This window comes from Kurthia massiliensis (assembly GCF_000285555.1).
Taxonomy (GTDB): Bacteria; Bacillota; Bacilli; order Bacillales_A; family Planococcaceae; genus Kurthia; species Kurthia massiliensis.
Map to the genome: position 1 here is coordinate 124,657 of NZ_HE610998.1, position 19,522 is coordinate 144,178.

Sequence of the window (19,522 nt, forward strand, 5' to 3'; positions counted from 1 at the left end):
CCGGAACCGCGCCACAGCGCGATTCCGGTTTTTTTATGCTCATTTGAAATGGCGTTTTTATACTTATGTCCCAGCCTCTTTTTATGATGACTGTTATGCTTCGACTAATTCTTTAACGTCTGCACGAATCATATAATCAAATGCGCCAAGTGCTGCTGTAGCACCAGAACCCATTGAAATAACAATTTGTTTGTAAGCTGCGTTCGTGCAGTCACCTGCTGCAAATACGCCTGGCATATTTGTTGCACCGTGACCATCAACGATGATTTCATTACGGTCATTCATTTCAATTGTACCTTGTAAAAATTCTGTGTTTGGTAATAAACCGATTTGAATGAATACGCCATCTAATGCGACTGTGTGTAGCTCTTCTGTCACTGCATCTTTGTAAACAATACCATTTACAGTGTTTTCACCTGTAATTTCTTGTGTTAATGCATTTGTGATAATCGTTACGTTCGGTAAGCTACGTAAACGCGCTTGTAGTACTGAGTCTGCTTTTAATTCAGCGCTACGTTGAATGACAGTGACGTGATTCACGATACCTGCTAAATCGATTGCTGCTTCAACACCTGAGTTACCGCCACCAATGACTGCAACATCTTTACCTTTGAATAAAGGACCATCACAGTGTGGGCAATATGCGACACCTTTGTTTTTGAATTTTTCTTCGCCTGGTACGCCTAATTGACGGTAGCGTGCACCTGTAGAAAGAATGACTGTTTTTGATTTTAGTACTGCACCGTTTTCTAACGTTACTTCTACTAAATCATTTTTCGCAATGGATGCGGCACGTTGGTTTTTCATGACATCTACTGGGTAGTCTGCTACGTGACCTTCAAGGCTTGCGACGAAGGCAGGACCTTCTGTTGCTTTCGTACCGATAATGTTTTCAATTGATAACGTATCATTTACTTGACCACCGAAGCGTTCTGCTACAAGACCTGTACGGATACCTTTACGTGCTGCGTAAATGGCAGCTGCAGAACCTGCTGGACCACCACCGACAACTAATACGTCGTAAGCTTCTTTATCGTCAAAGCCTGTTGTATCTTGTGCAGCACCTAATTTATCTAAAATATCTTCTAGTGACATGCGGCCACCTTCGAAAAATTCACCGTCTTTATAAACAGCTGGCACCGCTAAAATATCTTTTTCTTTTACTTCGTCTTGATATGCGCCACCTTCAACCATTGTATGAGAAACAAGTGGATTTAGTACGGCCATAATGTTCATCGCTTGTACAACATCTGGGCAGTTGTGACAAGTAAGACTTACGTATGTTTCGAAGTGTACAGGTGTATCGATTGCTTGGATACGTTTAATTGTAGATTCTTCTACTTTTGGCGCACGACCTGATACTTGTAACAATGCTAATACTAATGAGTTGAACTCGTGGCCTAATGGAAGACCTGCGAACTCAACACCTGAATCCGCTTCGCCTGCTTTGTTAATGCTGAAGCTTGGCGTACGTGCTAGTGTTGTTTCTTCTACTGTAATGCGTGATGACATGCTTGCTAACTCGTTCACAAGTTCTAACATATCTGTTGATGTTTTATCATCACTTGCGCTGACTTTTAATACTAAGTCCCCTTCAAGTAATGCTAATAATTGATTTAATTGCGCTTTAATGTTTGCATCTAATAATGCCATAATTGTTCATCATCCTTTCAAATTTTCTTATTTGTGAAGCGTATAGTCATTCCAAACGTTCATTCCATACGTGACAAATAGATCAATTTGCTCTCAGAAAGCATGATTTTACACCTCTATCGTTGAAAACAGAGAGCTTGTTTTTTATTTAATAGCAGAAAAGAGCGCAAAAACTGCGCTCCTTTCATTTGTTTTTCAATGTCCTAACGACTTGAAATTAGATTTTACCTACTAAATCTAGGCTAGGAGTTAATGTTTCTGCTCCTTCTTTCCATTTCGCTGGGCAAACTTCACCTGGGTGGTTACGTACGTAAGTCGCTGCTTTAATTTTGTCGATTAATTGAGAAGCGTTACGGCCGATACCATCGTTGTTGATTTCCATAGTTTGTACAACGCCGTCTGGATCGATTAAGAATGTAGCGCGTTGTGCAAGACCAGCTTCTTCATCTAAAACGTCGAAGTTACGAGAGATTTGGTGAGTTGGGTCACCGATCATAGTGTATTGAATTTTAGAGATAGCTTCTGAGTGGTCGTGCCAAGCTTTATGTGTGAAGTGAGTATCAGTTGATACAGAGTATACTTCAGCGCCTAAAGATTTTAATGTTTCGTATTCTGTTTGTAAATCTTCAAGTTCAGTTGGGCATACGAAAGTGAAATCAGCTGGGTAGAATGCTACGACAGCCCATTTACCTTTTAAAGTTTCTTCTGTTACAGTTTTGAATTCACCGTTTTGGAATGCTTCTGCAGTGAATGGTAAGATTTGTTTGTTTACTAATGACATAATCAATATCCTCCAATAGCGTGCTATTAATAATAACCATTTTTTTATTAGAATGATTATTATTTATATCTAAATTATTATACGAAAATCTTTTTCTGTCAACCTTTTTACATTACTTTATCAGATTTCCTTCCAGCACGTCCACAAATACCTATACATCAACATTTACTGTTCTTTCATTTTTTCGTTATACTTATATATTAAAAATAAGTTTTTTTGTGAAATAATTCACATTTATCTCGAAAATTCGTTTATTTTCTATTTAAAGCATTTTGTATGTGTTTTCAATATAATTCTCAATCACATTTGATAAAAATGACATCTTTATGACTGTAATTGAGAAAACGAGCCCTACTTGTTTTCCATCATTCTGTTAAATAACGATAAATAGCCTCATCAATTGCTGTATCGAGTGAAAAATGTAACGAAACGAATGAAGCTTTTCCATCTTTGTAAGGTAGTTGTTCTTCAACCGCACTCTCTACAATCGGTGTTGCGGTTCCTAAATAGAAGAAATCTGTTCCTTCCGCATCTTCTTTTTTAATAAATATATCAATGCGGAGATTGCCATGTAAAATTTTCAGGACATCTGATGACGTGAGTGTGTTGCGTGGACGCGTATACCATTTCAACGTTTTCGGATCGAGCAATTCGTCTTCATATAACGTTTCCGCAGCCAATGATTCATCTTTTTCATACGTAATAAATAACGGACAGCTGTGCGTTGCTTCATCAATTTTATAGCCGTAAATCGTCGACGTCATATCTTTAGACCAATTCATTAAACGACAATAGTCACGACGACCATACTTCTCTCCAATGACAAGCGGGGCATCATAACGTTTCGCATAATGATTGGCACATGCTAATACGTCTTGTAAATGCGCTACAAACTGTGGCTGTTGTAATGCCGCATCGAAAGCAACTGTACGAACGTACGCATCTTCTTCTACTTCTATTACTGCACCACCACGATATTTTTCAAAACGTTGACTGACGAAAAATTGTAACGTTAACATATTTTCTACTGACGCAATCGTTTGAGCGTCTGTTGGCAATCCTTCTTGCTGTAGCAACGCTAAAAATTGTGATTTTAACACGCACGGTTCGGCGAGTAATAAGTCGATTAATATTAATTCATGACGTCGTTTCCCGTTCATCAGCTCTTGAGAGACAAATAATAAAATTTGATGCGCATCGCCTGTTAATGCGGTATAGCTTTTTTCGACCGCTTCTAAAAACGTATCATACGTTGCTTTCTTCTCTAAAATAACCGTCGGTGCAATGCTATTATGTTCAATGAAATCCATTAACTGTGGCACGCGATTTAAACGATTTTTTAACGCCGTATAACGTGATTTAATGGTTGCTAGCGTAATTAACGTTTTTTGATTAATCGCATCAAAAATGCGCTGTTGGGCAATTTCTTCAAAATGAACAGATGAAACCCCTTGAATATATGCCGTTTCTAGTGTGTCTCGTCGTAGATTATCCTTGTTGTACGAATTGTCCCCTGAAAGCGCCATCGGAATCATATAGTTATTTTTATAGTTACCGATGAAATCTAAAATAACGACATATTCTTTTGATGCATGTTTCCGTAAGCCGCGCCCTAATTGCTGGATAAAAATAATGCTCGATTGTGTCTGGCGGAGCATCACAATTTGATTGACCATCGGAATATCTATACCTTCATTGAAGACATCAACTGTGATGATATAATCTAGTTCGCCGCGTTCAAGTTGCTCGACGGTTTGTTCTCGCACTGCCATATCATCTTTCCCTGTAAGCGCAGCCGTTCTTAAGCCACGTGCATTTAATTTGTCAGATAGTGCATACGCTTCATCGGCTCTACTGCAAAACATTAACCCTTTCACTGTACTGCCTGAATGGCCGTAATAATCAATTTTTTCTAAAATGTGTGTAATACGGTCATCTAAGACGAGTTGATCAATCGATAGTTCGTCACTCGTCTGATCATGAATCGTCTCGAAATCACTCACCCCAAAATAATGAAATGGACATAGCATATCTTCTGCCAATGCTTCTTGCAAGCGAATTTCATAAGCGATATTGTAATCGAACAGTTCAAACACATTAAAATCATCGGTACGTTCTGGTGTTGCGGTCATGCCTAACATAAATGTCGGCGTAAAATAATCAATGACACGTTGATACGATGTCGCGCCCGCACGATGCACTTCATCAATTAATACGTAATCGAATGCATCTTTGGCAAATTGCGTTAAATGTTGTTCTTTTGCCAACGTCTGAATCGTTGCAAATACATACTTCGCCGATTGCTGACGTGTATGACCGACATATAAACCGTAATCTTCATCAGGGCCACCTAATATTTGTTGGTAATCTTGCATCGCTTTTTTCAAAATTTGCTCGCGGTGTACAATAAAGAGCATTTTTTTCGGCTTCATTTGCAATACGTCAAAAGCAGATAAATATGTCTTACCAGTCCCCGTTGCAGAAATGACAAGCGCACGTTTTTCGCCACTTTCACGTACTTGTTGAATTTGCGTCAATGCTTTTCGTTGCATGGCATTTGGTGTAATATAACTTGAGGCCATCGTAGGTTCAGCGACTTGTGGCGGATATTGCGTAAACGGTATAATTTTTTGTTGCGGTATTTGGGCATAATGTTGTTGATACTCGTCAATCCATGCAGTTGTTAAAGGTGACGCTTTTTGAAACGCATGGTCGAACTGTTCATTAAAACGTTGCAATAGTGCACCGTTGCTTAATGAGCTTAATTTGACGTTCCATTCGTAATTCGTTTTTAACGCGGCGTCCGTTAAATTAGAACTGCCAACGATTAACGTTTCATAACTCCCACGGTCAAAAATATAACCTTTTGCATGAAAACCTGCTTCATTCGTTACACGCACGTCTAAATTCGGTACTTTCAATAATTGTTCGAATACGCGTGGGTGATTAAAACTTAAATAAGTTGATGTTAATAATTGACCGCTAATGCCTTTTGTATGTAAATCTGCTAATACTGCTTTTAACATCGTTAAGCCGCCTGTTGTAATAAAAGCGACGGAAATTTTAAAATGGTGACAATGACGTAGTTCTTGTAAAATCGTCGGTAGTACTTGTTGCTGTTGGTCATTACTAATTAACTTCGGTTGTAATTCATGTGGTGAAATGTATTGATGATTGATAAACCCGGTATGCAATGCATTTGATAGCTCCTGTTCTTTCGACAAACTAGTCACCTTCTTTTTGAATTAATTTGTGCAGCGTTGGAATATCCGCTTCCGCCCATTGTAATGCAGGCATTTCTTCACGTCGTAACCATCGAATCTGTGCATGCTCTGACGCAATAGGTTCATCTGCAACGACTTTAGCCATATACGTTTCTAAACGTACGATGACATTTTCATACTCATGTGTCACATCTGCTACTTGATTGAATACATCAATCGTACATGATAGTTCTTCCATAATTTCACGTTTTAACGCTTGTTGTGGCGTTTCTTGCTGTTCAATTTTCCCACCTGGAAATTCCCATAAATTTGCTAATGACATTGTCGCGCTACGTTGCGCACATAAAATTTGTTGTTGTTCATTTTCAATGACAGCACCAACGACGTGTACTGTTTTTTTCATAACATTTCCCCCTTTTGTTCATAAACTGGTAGCATGTTCAATCCAGCTTTTATTCTATTATAACGTGTAGACCGAATCGATGAATTTCATTCCCAATATTTTCTTTTAAAATACATATTTAAACGTGATATGTTTTAAATTGTATGATTACGTAAATACTATCAATAAAGGTGGTGGCGATCATGCTATTTCTCGTTCAGGGCAAAGCGTTTGCGCAGCGTACACAGTTGCAAAATGTCTCGCGGCTCGCTTACGCAGAAACAGAAGGGCTCGCACTTGACCAAGTGATGAAAGGACTCGCAAAAAGTGAACCTTACTTCGAAGGCATCGTCATGCCGACATTTGGCGATATTCCAGGGCTTTCAAGTGAAGTGTCATTGCTTTGTTGGCATCGCTTGCACTTTAGTCGTTCACTCGTCGAACTTGCCTATTACTATAAACAGTTTGAAGAAATTCAACGTCTCACATGTATGCCAAAACAAGAAGTACTCTCCATCCAAGATCATTACGAACAAATGGGTATCATTTTATCGCACGAAGAATGGTATTTGCCGAACTACAATTTATACGCCGCACCGAGCGTTGTTATTGCAGAGCATCGCTTACAACAATTTGCCCAGCAAGCTGTTCATTTATTGAAAACACGCGGCTGCGCGATTCAATCACTCGGCGGACGTGCATGGAAAATCGATTGCCCATATTTAATGTCTCCCCGTAAACATTTCATCGTATCGAGTCCAGCAGAAATGGTCGTTACGTACGAAGTGTTAATGGCACAAACATTACTCGCTGTAAAGCCTGTGCTCGTCAAAACAGAAGCGGACGTCGCTGCACTCGAAGCAGCAGACACATGGTTCGTCGAAATTCGCGATGGCAGCATCGTACCAGATGGCTACTATGTTTGGGCAACGTAAAAAAGCGGAGTGACCTCGCTAGTCGCTCCGCTTTTTCCGCGCTTATAATAGCCGTTCATAAATGGCTGTATCTTCTGATGAAAATGTCGTAAACACAATTTTTTCAAAACGATGTGCGCGCTGTGCTAACCAATCTTTTACCGTCGTAATCGCAATTTCTGCGGCACGGACTTTCGGAAAAGCAAACACGCCGGTTGAAATACTGCAAAAAGCAATTGACCGGATATCGCTCACTTCACTGGCGATGTCTAAAATCGCACGATAGCAATTGGCTAGTTGTACTTCTAAAATCGGTGTCAATGGTGCACCCGCGACATTCGGCCCTACTGTATGAATGACGTAGCGCGACGGTAAATTGTAGCCACGTGTAATTTTCGCATGACCAACTAATTCTTGATGCCCTTGTAGTTTCATAATCATATCGCAGTCTGCCCGAAGTTGCGGGCCTGCCGTTGAGTGAATAATATTGTCTAAACAATCGTGCATCGGTTGAAAGCAACCACGCAGTTGATCATTCGCCGCATTCACAATCGCATCGACTGCTAATGTCGTAATATCTGCTTCAACGACGCCGAAATCCGGTAATGCCGTTTCAGGCACGATGTTTTTTTGCGCGCGTTCTAATTGTAATAACGTATCCGACAATAATAACAACCGCGGATAAAGATCCCCGGGAAACCGGACGTTTAAATAGGCGCGAATGGCACGTCTTTTTTGTTCGATTGTTTTCGTTTCTGCAACATGCGGCACATTCGGCTCTGTCCGTAATAAATCAAATAAATGTTCGACGACTTCTTCATAAGAAAAATCCGCATGCATCGGCTCAAATGGCTCATGCAATAAAATGTGTGTTGCGTATTGCGCTAGCTCCATACAGCCACCCCCTCAGGATGTTATGCTTGCTTTTCGTATTCCATCATACGCGTTTCTTCCCCTAAATAATCTTCATAGCCAACTTCTTTCATCTCTCGATAGCCGAGGCGTTCGACCATGCGACGCGCACGTTGATGTGTTTCAGGAATTTGCGCAGTGAAAGTATTTATGTGATGGTGCGTCTGCGCATGTTCCTCCAATAACGAAATCGCTTCTCCACCTAATCCGTGGCCCCATAATGAACTGTCGCCAATCGCAACACCGAGCTGTGCTTTTTGTTGGCGTGTTATTTTCATATCTGCATAACCGATCAGTTGTTCATCTTGTTCAATGCCAAACCGTTCGAAGTCAGGCTGTTTTTGCTCAACAAACGTCTCAAGCCATTGTTTGATTTCCTTAAAATCCACCTGTTCCATCCAACGATTTTCTTCGCGAAATGTCTCATCTTCAAACCATTTAGTCACTGCATCTAAGTCATCCATCGTAAAAGCACGTAATTGCATGAAAACGCCCCCTCATCAAAATTTGTACAGTACTTTACCCGTTTTCAATTATTTTTAATATTACTAAAAACGAGGCTGATTATTTTCGAATATGGGTAATATATGTGAAAAAGGAGGCGATGAGCATGCAGACACCGTTTTTTGATTTATTTTCATCCGGCTATGATGAAACTGTTCGTTGGCGACGTCATCTACATCAACATCCAGAGCTATCATTCCAAGAAACGAAAACCGCACAGTTTATTATCGATAAGTTACATGAATTTGGGATTGAGCATATTCGTACGAACGTTGGAGGAAATGGCATCGTCGCCAAAATTTATGGCAAACATCCAGGTGTCACCCTCGCCTTCCGAGCCGATTTTGATGCATTGCCGATTCGAGACGCGAAAGATGCAAGCTACAAATCACAAATAGATGGTGTGATGCACGCATGTGGGCATGATGGACATACCGCGAATTTATTAGCGATTGCGAAAATTTTACAGCAAGCACGCGACGTCTTACACGGCAATATCGTGTTGATTTTTCAACATGGCGAAGAAAAACCACCAGGGGGCGCGCAAACGATGGTCGCAGATGGCGCACTCGATGGCGTCGATTACGTATTCGGTGCACATGTCGCCTCCGACATTCCACTCGGGAAAATTGCGACGCGCGCGGGTGCGACGATGGCTTCTGTCGACAAATTCATCGTTGAATTACAAGGACGTGGTGGTCATGGCGGCCGTCCTCATCAAACGGTCGACTGCATTACGATTGGCAGTCAATTTGTGACGCACATTCAGCAAATTGTTAGTAGACGCGTCAATCCGATTGACCCCGCTGTCGTCACAGTCGGTAGTTTCCATGCGGGGAATGCGTTTAATATTATCGCCGATACCGCGTACATTGAAGGAACGGTGCGCACGATGAGCAGTACGGTCCGCGAACAAATTGAGCACGAATTCCGTGCCATTTTAGACAGTTTAAAAGTGAGTGACCATATCGACTATACGCTCGATTATGATAACGGCTATCCAGTACTCGTCAATCACGCAAAAGAAGCGGCGGTCGTGCAATCGCTCGTCGATGAACATGATTTTATCGTTAAAGATATTTCACTTGGCGCTGACGACTTTGCTTACTTTTTAGAAGAACGACCGGGTGCTTACTTTTTCGTTGGCAGTCGCACCGATGACCCTACAACACAATTCCCGCATCATCATCCGCGCTTCGACTTTGATGAACGTGCCATTCTTTATATGGGCGAAATGTTTTTAAAACTAACGAAACATTATTTATTGCCATAACAAAAGGCGAGCCGCAAAGCGACTCGCCTTTTTCATTACCATTCATCTAATAAAAAGCGCGCATACACGACGCTCATGATCGTACATGTGACTGTCCAAATCGAAAAATGTGCATAAATCATCAGTATATTAAAACCGAGCATAAACAATGCGACGGCATATAGTAATTCTAAATACGCACGTCCTGCATACGGCAATGTTACTTGCCACGTTGCAAGTGAGATGAGCCCGATAAGCGACAGAATAAACAAACTCGTCACGAGCCATAGTAAATCAATATCACTAAAATATGTCAGTGCTAAACAAATCGTCATCGCCACGTGACACATCATAAAGAAAGCTGCGAGTAATGTCGTCGCAAATGGATATACTTTCCCAGATAAGCGAATGTTTAAAATTTGTTGGAGCACGAAAATCATCACGATGACGATCATCATTAATACGGTAAAGCCGAGCGTTTTCAAACTCCAATAATGAATATGACGCACAACAGCGAAACCGACCATGAAGGCACTCACACTTACAACGACGAGCCATTCTAATTGTACGCTCGCGCGTGTTCTCGCACGAAATGTATGTAGTTGCAACATGCTATATAACGTCGTCAGCATCATAAACACCGAAAGGGATGTAAACGTACGCATATGTGAAAAGCTAAACAGCGCAAACATTGCAGCGCTCACTAACATGACGACCGCTTGTGCGAGACGTATGTTACGCAAACAATCATCGGTCATTTCTAACGGGTTCACACGTTGCCAGACGGTCCAACTCATACAAAGTATCGCGCCAATGACGAGTAAAATGATTCCTGCAGTCGTTGCTTCATGATTGAAAAAAGCGACGAGCGCGAGTGCGATGTAACAGAGCATCATGCCACCGAGTAAACTATAATGTCGCATATTTGTCGATTGTGTCATCGTTGTCGTTGTCATTTATGTTTCACTTCCTTGTACCGGCGTTTTTTCAAACGTGACGTATTGTGGGTTCGCGGAAATCCATACATTTTGATCAATTCGATACCATGATCCTGATTGACCGTATACGCTGTATGTCATGCCGCGATACGTCACCCCGACGATTTCATCATTCGTTGATGGGCCGCTTCGCACATTTAACAGCTCATCTAAAATAACGGTAATCGTACCGTATGATGCTTCCGGATTAAACGTTGCTTGATACACAGCGAGATCTTCCATCTTCGTTTGCGCAATCGCTTCCTTCGACACGAACTGTCCATTGTTCAGCGCATATGCCTCGCCTTTCACTTCATAAATCGCATAGGAGTCTTTCACTAAAATTTTTCCTGCTTTTTCAGTAAGTCCCGCATCTGCATATGTATCAATTTTTTCTTTACTTTTCCCATCACCACGTAGTAAACGTAACGCATCTGTTTCAAACGTTTCGTCACCTCGAATGAGCTCGATTGTTTTTTTCTTCGGTGGGGCTTTTTGTTCTACTGGTTGTTCATTCAACAGTTGATCACCGAGCGCACGATCATTGCCAAGGGCGGCTGCGGTCATGCCACCGACGACAAACATTAATACCGCTAACCATTTTATAGGCATCCATTTTACATCTTGTTTCGGCGTAGCTTTCGGTTGTGATGAGGTAGGTTGTTGTTCGACACGTTTGCGAACGATACGTGTCGCTTGTTGCGGTGGTGGCGTTGTACGTTCTTTTTCCACTTGTTTTGGCGTGTCTACTTGAACGGGCTTTTGTTGCACGACCGGCTTCTTTTTTAGCGCTGGTTCTCGTTTTGCCACACGTCGTTTTGGTGGTTCTTTCGGTGTTACAAAAGGTGTTTCTGTACGAGGGGGCGGCGTTTCTAACGGCTTTTTAAAAGGCGGCGCATGGAATGTCGGGTTGTCTAATTCAATACGCATAAACCACATCGACAATTGATATGCAACGCTCAATAGCGCAATCGCTTCATCTGATGTACCGTACATCGCATTGTGCGCCGCTTTATTTCCTTTAACACGCAGTTCATGAAAATAAAAGGCGATTTGACGGTCAATCATATCATTGCCTTCTAATTGTTTAATTCGATCATATTGCGTAATTTGCTCAACGGCTGGAAACTTATTGCGCACCCACAATTCTGCCGCCATCATTTCCCCGAATGCACGCATTTTCGTCATCGAAGCATTCGGATCGGTGTAGACCATCTTTTCTGCAGCTTCAGCAATTTCTCCATAAGGTGCCCATGCCCCTGTAAAGAATGCAAAATTTCCCATCGGCAACTCCTCCTCATATCATTTATTCGTAAACTTATTTTCTCACACATTCCACAAAGAAAAAATAGGCTTTTCCGTTGATTGTTTATGTCTTACACAAAAAAGCGTCACTCCAATGAGCAACGCTTCTTCATTAAATATAAGTTGGTAATTCTTTAATTTTTTTATGTGTCAATAAGCTCACAATGACAAACACAACACATGATAATAAAATTGGGAATGTCACAGTATGCACACCTAAAATATTCGTACCGATATGATTCGCCACGCGGTCAATCGTAATATATGATACGAGGCCGATAATCATTGCTGAAATAGCGCCATATTTGTTTGCTTTTTTCCAATATAGTCCGAAAACGATCGGCCATACGAAGACGGCTTCTAAACCACCGAATGCGAATAGATTTAACCAAACGATTAAATCAGGTGGATTAAATGACATTAGCACAACGAGTACACCGACGATTGTCGTCACGCTAAAACTCGCTTTTTTAATATTCGCTTCACTTGCATCTGGCTTAATGTAATGTAAGTAAATATCTTTCACAATCGTTGAACTTACCATCATGAGTAATGCGTTAACAGTCGACATAATAGCCGCCATCGGAGCAGCAAGGACAATCCCCGCTAATACAGGTGGTAATACTTCCACGGTTAACGTTGGCATTACTTTATCGCCAATTTCAATTCCCGGAATAACCGCACGACCGAATGCACCGATTAAATGCATACCGAACATAATTGTCGCAATTCCGATTGTGCCAATCATAATCGCACGGTGCATGCCGCGAGAAGATTTATAACTCATCGCACGAACGGCGATTTGCGGTAAACCGACAACACCGATACCGACTAAAATCCAAAATGATGATACGTACGCTGACGTATATTGACGTTGATCCCCAAATGGCGATACAAGATTCGGGTTAATGTCCACAAGGTCTTTCATAATGTTTGTAATACCGCCACCTGCAATGACTGTACCAATTAATAAAATAACTGTACCGATGACCATAATCGACCCTTGCAGTGCATCTGTTAAGGCAACGGCACGGAAGCCACCGATCACAACGTAAATTAATACGACGACCGCAAAGACGAATAGCGCTGTCGTATATTGCATTCCTGTTAGTGATTCAATGAGTCGCGCGCCGCCAATCCATTGCGCCACCATTGAAGCAAATAAGAAAATAATAATACTAATCGCTGATACGATCACGACCGTATTGCTTTTGTAGCGTGCACGTAAAAAGTCGATTAACGTAATCGCTTTAAATTTACGTGTCACAATCGCAAATTTTTTCCCAAGCACCATTAACACAAAATAGCCTGCAGGTAGTTGCGCAAGGGCAAGTAATACCCAACCTAATCCTGTGTTATACGCCACCCCGGGCCCTGAGATGAAACTCGATGCACTACCGTATGTAGCCATCATTGTCATCGCCAGTAGGAAGCCGCCCATTTCACGTCCACCGAGGAAATATTCAGATAAAAATGAATCTGATGAACGCACGAATTTATTTGACCAAAAACCGATGCCGAAAATGATGACGACGAAAACGGCAAGTGGAATAATAACAGACCAATGCATTATTTTTCATCCTCCTCTTCATCATCTAACGGTACTTCTTTAAACACTACTTTTAGTAAGATACCGAGCAGGACGAGCATTGTAATGGTCGTCACGATACAGCTATAAAAGAACCATGCCGGAAAACCTAATATATATGTATAGTCTTGTGGGTCCCCGCCACCCATACCATAAGCGAAGCCATACCAAAGTGTAAAGTTTAAAATGACCAGCCCTACACCGATCCATGCTTCACGATTGGCAATGCGATAACGCTTATCTTTCATGAAAAACACCTCTTTCTTATAGTAAACGCACGAATAATCATCCCTATTTATGTTTTCATTGCTTATTCATGAGCAAATTTCATAGTATAAGTTTATTGGACTTTATAGTTTAAGTAAATTTCATTATAATAAACTTTAGTTAATGTAAACTAAACTAACATTCAAGGGGTGAATCGTTTTGACGATTGAACAACTGAAGTATATTGTCGCCATTGCAAAGTATGGCACGTTAAAAGACGCATCAGAAGAACTACATGTCACACTATCGGCGCTAAGCCAAGGCCTTAACCGTTTAGAGAAAGAACTTGGTTTGACGCTCTTTACCCGTAATCGTACAGGCTCAAGCATTACAAAGGAAGGAAAAGTTATCGTTGGTCACGCCAAAAAAGTACTCGATACGTTAGACGATTTAATAGAAGTTGCGCAAGTGATGCAAAATCGTTTAACAGGTACGTTAAAAGTCGCCTCGATTCCAGGTCCATTTTTCAAATTATTTACGATCGTCCAACAAATGAAATCGATTTATCCAGAAATCAATATTCAAATTCGCGAACAAAATTCGCAAACGATGCTCGAAGAATTAAATAGCGAAAAAGTCGATGTAGCGCTTGCCGTTTATAATGAAGAAGATATCCAACGCAATCCAGAATTGACGTTTACGAAAATTACGAGTTGCAACATGTTAATCGTCGCACATCACGAGTCACCCGTCATTCAAAATGGTCAAGCCGTTACTGCGGAACTGAAAAAACAACCGGTCATCATTTTCGATGATAAAATGGTCATCGCGACGATGAACGAAATTAAATATGCTTTCGGACGAAATGATATCGTCATTTCCGTTAACAACCCGCATATCGTTCAACAATATGTGGAAGAAAACCAAGCATATACGGTTGGACTAGATTTAACTTTTACGCATTCAAAAAGCTTTATGCAAAACATGAATTTTGCAAAAATCGATTTCTTAACGACGATTCCTGTCGAGCATACTTTTGGCATCGTCACAAAAGCGAGTCGTCATGAAACACAATTAATGAAAGAATTTGCGTATAAATTAAAAAAAGAATTCCAAGATTATACGAAAGAAATCGCCACAATTGAGCCTTAAAAAAATACTCAGTCGGAAACATTTACGTTCCACTGAGTATTTTTTATTTGCTGTTTCAAACAATATTCAGCTACTTTAATTTTATATTTACTTAAATTAAAGTTTAATTAAGCATTTCTTAACTATTCATTAAGCTGTGGGTGCGCACATCTTTTCAAGCTGTTGCATCGCTTCGAAAACGCGTTGTGCCGTCACCTCACCAATTGGCATTAAATGAATGGATTCAGTAGGAATGGTCGCTTTTTCAGCTACCGCATAGCACGCTTTATCATTGACTGTTAACTGCATTGCTTGTAGTGATTGTGGCAATCCGAGCGCCTCATAAAATGGCGCCAAACGCTTCACTTCATCTGGTCGATTTTCGAGCATTAGTTGCACGCAAATGCCGTATGCTACTTTTACACCGTGTAATAAATGATGCGACGCTTCAAGCGCTGTTAAACCGTTATGAATTGAATGGGCACCCGCTGTGCGACCGAAATGATCGCCGTAACCGCCAACCATACCCGCATACATCAACATCGTTTCAACGACTTTAATAAAGCTATCATTCAACGTGCCGCTATCGACTGCCTCAAGTGCACGTGCTGATTCTGCTAATAAAATTTGCTTACATTGACGTGCTGCTTCATACGAAATCATCATCGGCACAGTTTTATGCGCTATTTTTCCAAGTTGTACATCCGCTTCATACCATTTTGCAAGCGTATCACCGATGCCTGCGACGAATAAATCGCGCGGCGCGGTTAGTAAAAGTGCCGGTTCAACGAGCAATAAACTAGACGCCACTGGATACACGTCATAACGAATAAATGCCCCTGTTTCATCATACAATACGCTCAGTGGTGTCCACGGTGCACAGTTAGATGCTAGCGTTGGAATAATAATCACTTGTTTATGTACTTCATTGGCAACTGCCTTTGCCAAATCAATCACTTTCCCGCCACCGACACCGATAATCGCATCATATTGTGACATGATAGATGACACCGTCTCAATTTCTTGCAGCGAACATTCCCCGTGATATGTATAAACTGTCGTTCTCACGCAATTCATAGTCGGCCAAAACGGGGCTGCGGCGGCCCACGATTTTTCACCTGTGACAATGAGTGCGCGGGCGATGCCACGGACCATTAAATGATGTTCTAATGATTGCAATGCACCTTCCTCTAAAATATATTCACTCGGTGCTGCATGGACATGAATTGTTTTCATACTAAACCCCCTCTTTCTGTTATATTAGTATAACGCTTTAAGACGTAAATTTGTATATTTATTTTCGAATTTTCAGACTTTTTTATATAAAAAATAAGGCTGGGACAAAACATTTGCTTTTTTAAAGTTCGCAACAAAAACCCGGAACCGCGCCAGAGCGCGATTCCGGGTTTTTTTATGCTCATTTGAGATAGTGTTTTTACACTTATGTCCCAGCCTCATCGTTATTACTTTAATTTTTTCGTCATTTCTTCCATTTCAGTCGAAATGTGATTTAAACTTTCGCTCAATTGTTTCGCGTGATCAATGACGATATTTTGCTCATTATTTAATCCGTTTACTCTTTGAACGCTCGTTTCTAAATCTGACATAACATGTTTCACTTGCTCAAACGTCGCCCAAACATCTTTCGCCTTAATGTTTAGCGTATCCATCACGTCTGTAATACGCATTGCTTCTTGTTGACTACTATTTGCTGATTGACGGATTACTTCGAATGATTCACCTGCACGTTTTGAAATGTTTGTTCCTTTTTGCACTTCTTCTAGTCCTACTTTAGCTTGTGCAATGTTTTGCGTCGTCGCCGTCGTAATTTGAGTAATTAAATCATTTACTTGTTGACTAGACTGTGACGTTTGCTCAGCTAATTTCCGCACTTCATCAGCAACAACTGCAAAACCTTTTCCGGCTTCACCGGCACGCGCTGCTTCAATCGACGCATTTAACGCCAATAAATTCGTTTGTGTCGCAATACTATTAATGACGCCGATAATGCCTTCTACTTGTGCAGCTAACTGACCAAGTTGTTGCGAACTGTTCGTAATGTCTTGCACCGACTGTTCAATTTTCGTCATTTGCGCATTCGTCGCATTGATCATTTTTTGACCTTCAAATGCTTTGTCATTCGTATCAGATGATAATTGCTGCATTTCTGTCGCCATCGACACAGCAGATTTGATTTCATTATTCATTTCATTTGTCGTTTGAATTGCATACGTAATGTCTTCTTGCTGTGTATTCGTCACTTGTACGAGCTTATTCATTTCTTGTTGAACATCAGATGTTTTTGCTTTCGTACTGCCTACTGTTTGACGCAAGTCGACGGACGCAGATGATAATACGGATGATTTATCGATTAATTGTTCGAACGCCTGATTTAACAGCACTTCATGTTCTTCTTTTTCTTTCGTTAAATTGTCTTGTAAACGACGATTCGCTACAATTTGAACGGCAGAAGAAGTCGTCATTAATACAACGAAAATGATGTGTAAAAGGAGCATGCCAATCGAAATGGAACCACCATATACGACCATCGATAAATCTTCGTTTATGTAACCGACAATATGTTGCACCGCAAAAATACCTGCTAATACTAAAATACTACGGTATTCATTGTAAAAAGTAATAATGGCAATACCAACAAAGATCGCGAAGTGGTATGCTAAGTCGCCTTGTCCTGCTGCAATCATCGCGCAAATCATAAAACCATACACAATCGGCGCAAGCTTAACGAGTACTTTACTCGCATGATTTTTCATATAAATGGTGATAAAAATCGCTTCTAATATGATGGCTGTCATAAAAATAAGATTCGCATATACATCCGCTAGGCTAGACCAGTTTAAGATGGAAAAAGTGTGGTTCATGCTTATTCCATGATGCATACCGTGCCCCATCATATGACCGAAAAACACATTGATAAAATAAACGACGAACGTCAACCCCATCAAGACGATAGATAGTAGACCAACGACCCCATTTTTGGAAACTAGCTTTTTTTCTTGTTCCTCCATTACAAACTCCTTGTTTCTTTTTTCTTATTATTCTATTTTTTATTTGATTCAATAGTGACAATTGTAATATTAATGAACTACATTTTCCATACAAATAATTTAAACAGAAAAATAAAAAGAGTAGTATTTACTACTCTTTGTGTTTTTTTACAATTTTATCGATTATTTTTTGATAAATCGGTATCATATGTGCTTCTTTACAATAAATCGCGATGTCTGATAATGGAATCCAAGCGACATCACTATTTTCTTCTTCGTTCACAACAAGCGCCGCTTGGTCATCTGCTTCTACTAAATACGTGACATTCATATGTAAATGTTCCGAAACGTACTGACCACGTTTTACATGTCCTAACACAGAAAGTTGTTCAATTGAAATTGGCTCCGTGCTTATAGGAACAGCTTCAACACCCGTTTCCTCTTGTACTTCACGTAAAGCAACGGCTAAAAAATCACTGTCGCCATCTGCATGGCCACCTGTCCAAGCCCAGGAATCGTAAATATTATGATACGCCATTAGAACATGTGTGCGCGCTTTGTTCACGACAAATGCCGACACAGTCATATGGGCGATTGGATTGTCACGTGTTAACACATCATCAAAATGGTTAAATGCATATGCAAACGCTGCTAAATCGCGTACTTCTTGTTCATTTTTCGGTTGATAACGTAATAATTGTTGTTGCCACTCCACAAATATCGCTCCTTCGTTTTTACACTACTATCATACAAAAAGAGATACTCGATTAGAAGTATCTCTAGCAATTTATCGTATTAATCATTCATATTTGCGTTTAGATGCGTAAACACAGTCTATTCAGCTGTTTTCCGTGTTTGTCGGTGCATCATTGAAAACGTGGTTTCCGCTTTTCTAATACGGCACGCACGCCTTCTTTATGGTCCGGCAATTCAGTGACGATGCCCATTTGTGATGAAATATAGTCGAGTGATGAGCGCAATGACATCGTTTGAGATTGGTAAACGGCACGCTTCATCATGCGTACGACTTCAGTTGGTTGCTGTGTGAGACGCTCGACATACTGCGCTACAAAATCGTCAAGTTCATCATCTGGCACCACATACGTAACGAGTCCCAGCTCCTTCGCTTCTTTCGCATGTAACATGCGCGCATTCCACAATAAATCAAGCGCATGATCTGTCCCAACGAGGCGTGGTAAATAATACGCCGCCCCATCGCCGGGAACGATGCCAACATTAATATAACTTTCCGATAGTTTTGCTGTTTCAGCGGCGATACGAATATCGCACATCAATGCCATATCGAGACCCGCCCCGAGTGCATAACCGTGCACTTGTGCAATAACTGGTTTATCGATTTCTTCAAGTAACAGTGGAATGCGTTGAATACGTTTCCACAACGAATTTTTTCGCGCCAACGCTGTTGACGTAAAATCGGTCTCACTTTCATAAAATCCTTTACCTGCAGTCATCGCTTTCACATCCCCACCTGCACAAAACGCTTTGCCATGTCCTTTTAAGACGACGACACGAATCTCATCATCGTCACGAATTTCTTCAAGCGCATCAATCCAACGTAAAATCATCTCTTCACTGAACGCATTAAAGCTATCCGGACGATTTAGCGTAATCGTCGCAATGCGATTTTGCACCTCAAACAATAAATCTGCCATTTGTCATCTTC

17 protein-coding genes are annotated in these 19,522 nt (G+C 40.9%); 3 read left to right on the forward strand and 14 right to left on the reverse strand.

Annotated features, from left to right (window positions below):
• Window positions 1–93: 93 nt before the first annotated feature.
• The 4 genes from ahpF to KMHG_RS08250 form a co-directional block, all read right to left on the reverse strand.
• On the reverse strand, window positions 94–1,653 hold the full coding sequence (gene ahpF, locus KMHG_RS08235) for an alkyl hydroperoxide reductase subunit F (protein ID WP_010288596.1): 1,560 nt from the start codon (window positions 1,651–1,653) through the stop codon (window positions 94–96).
• Window positions 1,654–1,870: 217 nt separating this feature from the next.
• Window positions 1,871–2,434: an alkyl hydroperoxide reductase subunit C gene (gene ahpC, locus KMHG_RS08240; protein ID WP_010288598.1), complete on the reverse strand. Its 564-nt coding sequence runs from the start codon at window positions 2,432–2,434 to the stop codon at window positions 1,871–1,873.
• 365 nt (window positions 2,435–2,799) lie between these two features.
• Window positions 2,800–5,658, reverse strand: a complete 2,859-nt coding sequence (locus KMHG_RS08245; RefSeq protein ID WP_010288599.1) for a DEAD/DEAH box helicase — start codon at window positions 5,656–5,658, stop codon at window positions 2,800–2,802.
• 1 nt (window position 5,659) lies between these two features.
• Complete coding sequence (locus KMHG_RS08250) at window positions 5,660–6,061, reverse strand: (deoxy)nucleoside triphosphate pyrophosphohydrolase (RefSeq protein ID WP_010288600.1); 402 nt, start codon at window positions 6,059–6,061, stop codon at window positions 5,660–5,662.
• Window positions 6,062–6,243: 182 nt separating this feature from the next.
• Between KMHG_RS08250 and KMHG_RS08255 the strand changes: the two genes are divergently transcribed.
• Window positions 6,244–6,975, forward strand: a complete 732-nt coding sequence (locus KMHG_RS08255) for a hypothetical protein (protein WP_010288602.1) — start codon at window positions 6,244–6,246, stop codon at window positions 6,973–6,975.
• 42 nt (window positions 6,976–7,017) lie between these two features.
• On the opposite strand, the gene KMHG_RS08260 is transcribed toward KMHG_RS08255, so the two are convergent.
• Together KMHG_RS08260 and KMHG_RS17545 are read right to left on the reverse strand one after the other, a co-directional pair.
• Complete coding sequence (locus tag KMHG_RS08260; RefSeq protein WP_010288604.1) at window positions 7,018–7,848, reverse strand: protein-ADP-ribose hydrolase; 831 nt, start codon at window positions 7,846–7,848, stop codon at window positions 7,018–7,020.
• A gap of 20 nt (window positions 7,849–7,868) precedes the next feature.
• Window positions 7,869–8,351 (reverse strand): GNAT family N-acetyltransferase, encoded by a 483-nt coding sequence (locus KMHG_RS17545; protein ID WP_010288605.1) that lies wholly within the window; start codon window positions 8,349–8,351, stop codon window positions 7,869–7,871.
• Between the two features lie 125 nt (window positions 8,352–8,476).
• Between KMHG_RS17545 and KMHG_RS08270 the strand changes: the two genes are divergently transcribed.
• Window positions 8,477–9,643 (forward strand): amidohydrolase, encoded by a 1,167-nt coding sequence (locus KMHG_RS08270; protein WP_010288606.1) that lies wholly within the window; start codon window positions 8,477–8,479, stop codon window positions 9,641–9,643.
• 35 nt (window positions 9,644–9,678) lie between these two features.
• On the opposite strand, the gene KMHG_RS08275 is transcribed toward KMHG_RS08270, so the two are convergent.
• From KMHG_RS08275 to KMHG_RS08290, 4 genes are all read right to left on the reverse strand, one after another.
• The gene (locus KMHG_RS08275) at window positions 9,679–10,578 is read right to left on the reverse strand and encodes a hypothetical protein (RefSeq protein WP_010288611.1); all 900 of its coding nucleotides are present in this window, start codon (window positions 10,576–10,578) and stop codon (window positions 9,679–9,681) included.
• Window positions 10,579–11,883 carry an SH3 domain-containing protein gene (locus tag KMHG_RS08280; protein ID WP_010288614.1) on the reverse strand — a complete coding sequence of 435 codons (1,305 nt, stop codon included), beginning with the start codon at window positions 11,881–11,883 and terminating at the stop codon, window positions 10,579–10,581. It abuts the gene before it with no gap.
• A gap of 133 nt (window positions 11,884–12,016) precedes the next feature.
• Window positions 12,017–13,474 (reverse strand): sodium/pantothenate symporter, encoded by a 1,458-nt coding sequence (gene panF / locus KMHG_RS08285; protein ID WP_010288615.1) that lies wholly within the window; start codon window positions 13,472–13,474, stop codon window positions 12,017–12,019.
• Window positions 13,474–13,740 (reverse strand): YhdT family protein, encoded by a 267-nt coding sequence (locus KMHG_RS08290; RefSeq protein WP_010288617.1) that lies wholly within the window; start codon window positions 13,738–13,740, stop codon window positions 13,474–13,476. Before KMHG_RS08290 ends, panF begins: the two co-directional genes overlap by 1 nt.
• Window positions 13,741–13,918: 178 nt before the next feature.
• Here KMHG_RS08290 and KMHG_RS08295 point away from each other — a divergent pair, with 178 nt between their 5' ends.
• Window positions 13,919–14,851, forward strand: a complete 933-nt coding sequence (locus tag KMHG_RS08295; RefSeq protein WP_010288618.1) for a LysR family transcriptional regulator — start codon at window positions 13,919–13,921, stop codon at window positions 14,849–14,851.
• A 129-nt stretch (window positions 14,852–14,980) separates the two neighbouring features.
• Here KMHG_RS08295 and KMHG_RS08300 read toward each other — a convergent pair whose 3' ends face one another.
• The 4 genes from KMHG_RS08300 to KMHG_RS08315 all read right to left on the reverse strand — a co-directional run bounded on the left by KMHG_RS08300 (window position 14,981) and on the right by KMHG_RS08315 (window position 19,511).
• Entirely contained in the window at window positions 14,981–16,066 is a 1,086-nt protein-coding gene (locus KMHG_RS08300) for an iron-containing alcohol dehydrogenase family protein (protein WP_010288622.1), read from the reverse strand.
• Between the two features lie 227 nt (window positions 16,067–16,293).
• Window positions 16,294–17,859, reverse strand: a complete 1,566-nt coding sequence (locus KMHG_RS08305) for a methyl-accepting chemotaxis protein (protein WP_010288626.1) — start codon at window positions 17,857–17,859, stop codon at window positions 16,294–16,296.
• Window positions 17,860–17,989: 130 nt separating this feature from the next.
• Window positions 17,990–18,553: an NUDIX hydrolase gene (locus KMHG_RS08310; RefSeq protein WP_010288627.1), complete on the reverse strand. Its 564-nt coding sequence runs from the start codon at window positions 18,551–18,553 to the stop codon at window positions 17,990–17,992.
• 151 nt (window positions 18,554–18,704) lie between these two features.
• Window positions 18,705–19,511: an enoyl-CoA hydratase/isomerase family protein gene (locus KMHG_RS08315; protein WP_010288631.1), complete on the reverse strand. Its 807-nt coding sequence runs from the start codon at window positions 19,509–19,511 to the stop codon at window positions 18,705–18,707.
• Window positions 19,512–19,522 lie beyond the last annotated feature (11 nt).

What these genes read in the sequence shown, in the direction of transcription:
- KMHG_RS17545 (WP_010288605.1), bottom strand. Translation starts at nt 8,351, where the DNA reads ATGCAATTACGTGCTTTTACGATGGATGACTTAGATGCAGTGACTAAA.
- KMHG_RS08280 (WP_010288614.1), bottom strand. Translation starts at nt 11,883, where the DNA reads ATGGGAAATTTTGCATTCTTTACAGGGGCATGGGCACCTTATGGAGAA.
- KMHG_RS08250 (WP_010288600.1), bottom strand. Translation starts at nt 6,061, where the DNA reads ATGAAAAAAACAGTACACGTCGTTGGTGCTGTCATTGAAAATGAACAA.
- ahpC (WP_010288598.1), bottom strand. Translation starts at nt 2,434, where the DNA reads ATGTCATTAGTAAACAAACAAATCTTACCATTCACTGCAGAAGCATTC.
- KMHG_RS08290 (WP_010288617.1), bottom strand. Translation starts at nt 13,740, where the DNA reads ATGAAAGATAAGCGTTATCGCATTGCCAATCGTGAAGCATGGATCGGT.
- panF (WP_010288615.1), bottom strand. Translation starts at nt 13,474, where the DNA reads ATGCATTGGTCTGTTATTATTCCACTTGCCGTTTTCGTCGTCATCATT.
- ahpF (WP_010288596.1), bottom strand. Translation starts at nt 1,653, where the DNA reads ATGGCATTATTAGATGCAAACATTAAAGCGCAATTAAATCAATTATTA.
- KMHG_RS08300 (WP_010288622.1), bottom strand. Translation starts at nt 16,066, where the DNA reads ATGAAAACAATTCATGTCCATGCAGCACCGAGTGAATATATTTTAGAG.
- KMHG_RS08270 (WP_010288606.1), top strand. Translation starts at nt 8,477, where the DNA reads ATGCAGACACCGTTTTTTGATTTATTTTCATCCGGCTATGATGAAACT.
- KMHG_RS08255 (WP_010288602.1), top strand. Translation starts at nt 6,244, where the DNA reads ATGCTATTTCTCGTTCAGGGCAAAGCGTTTGCGCAGCGTACACAGTTG.
- KMHG_RS08305 (WP_010288626.1), bottom strand. Translation starts at nt 17,859, where the DNA reads ATGGAGGAACAAGAAAAAAAGCTAGTTTCCAAAAATGGGGTCGTTGGT.
- KMHG_RS08275 (WP_010288611.1), bottom strand. Translation starts at nt 10,578, where the DNA reads ATGACAACGACAACGATGACACAATCGACAAATATGCGACATTATAGT.
- KMHG_RS08260 (WP_010288604.1), bottom strand. Translation starts at nt 7,848, where the DNA reads ATGGAGCTAGCGCAATACGCAACACACATTTTATTGCATGAGCCATTT.
- KMHG_RS08315 (WP_010288631.1), bottom strand. Translation starts at nt 19,511, where the DNA reads ATGGCAGATTTATTGTTTGAGGTGCAAAATCGCATTGCGACGATTACG.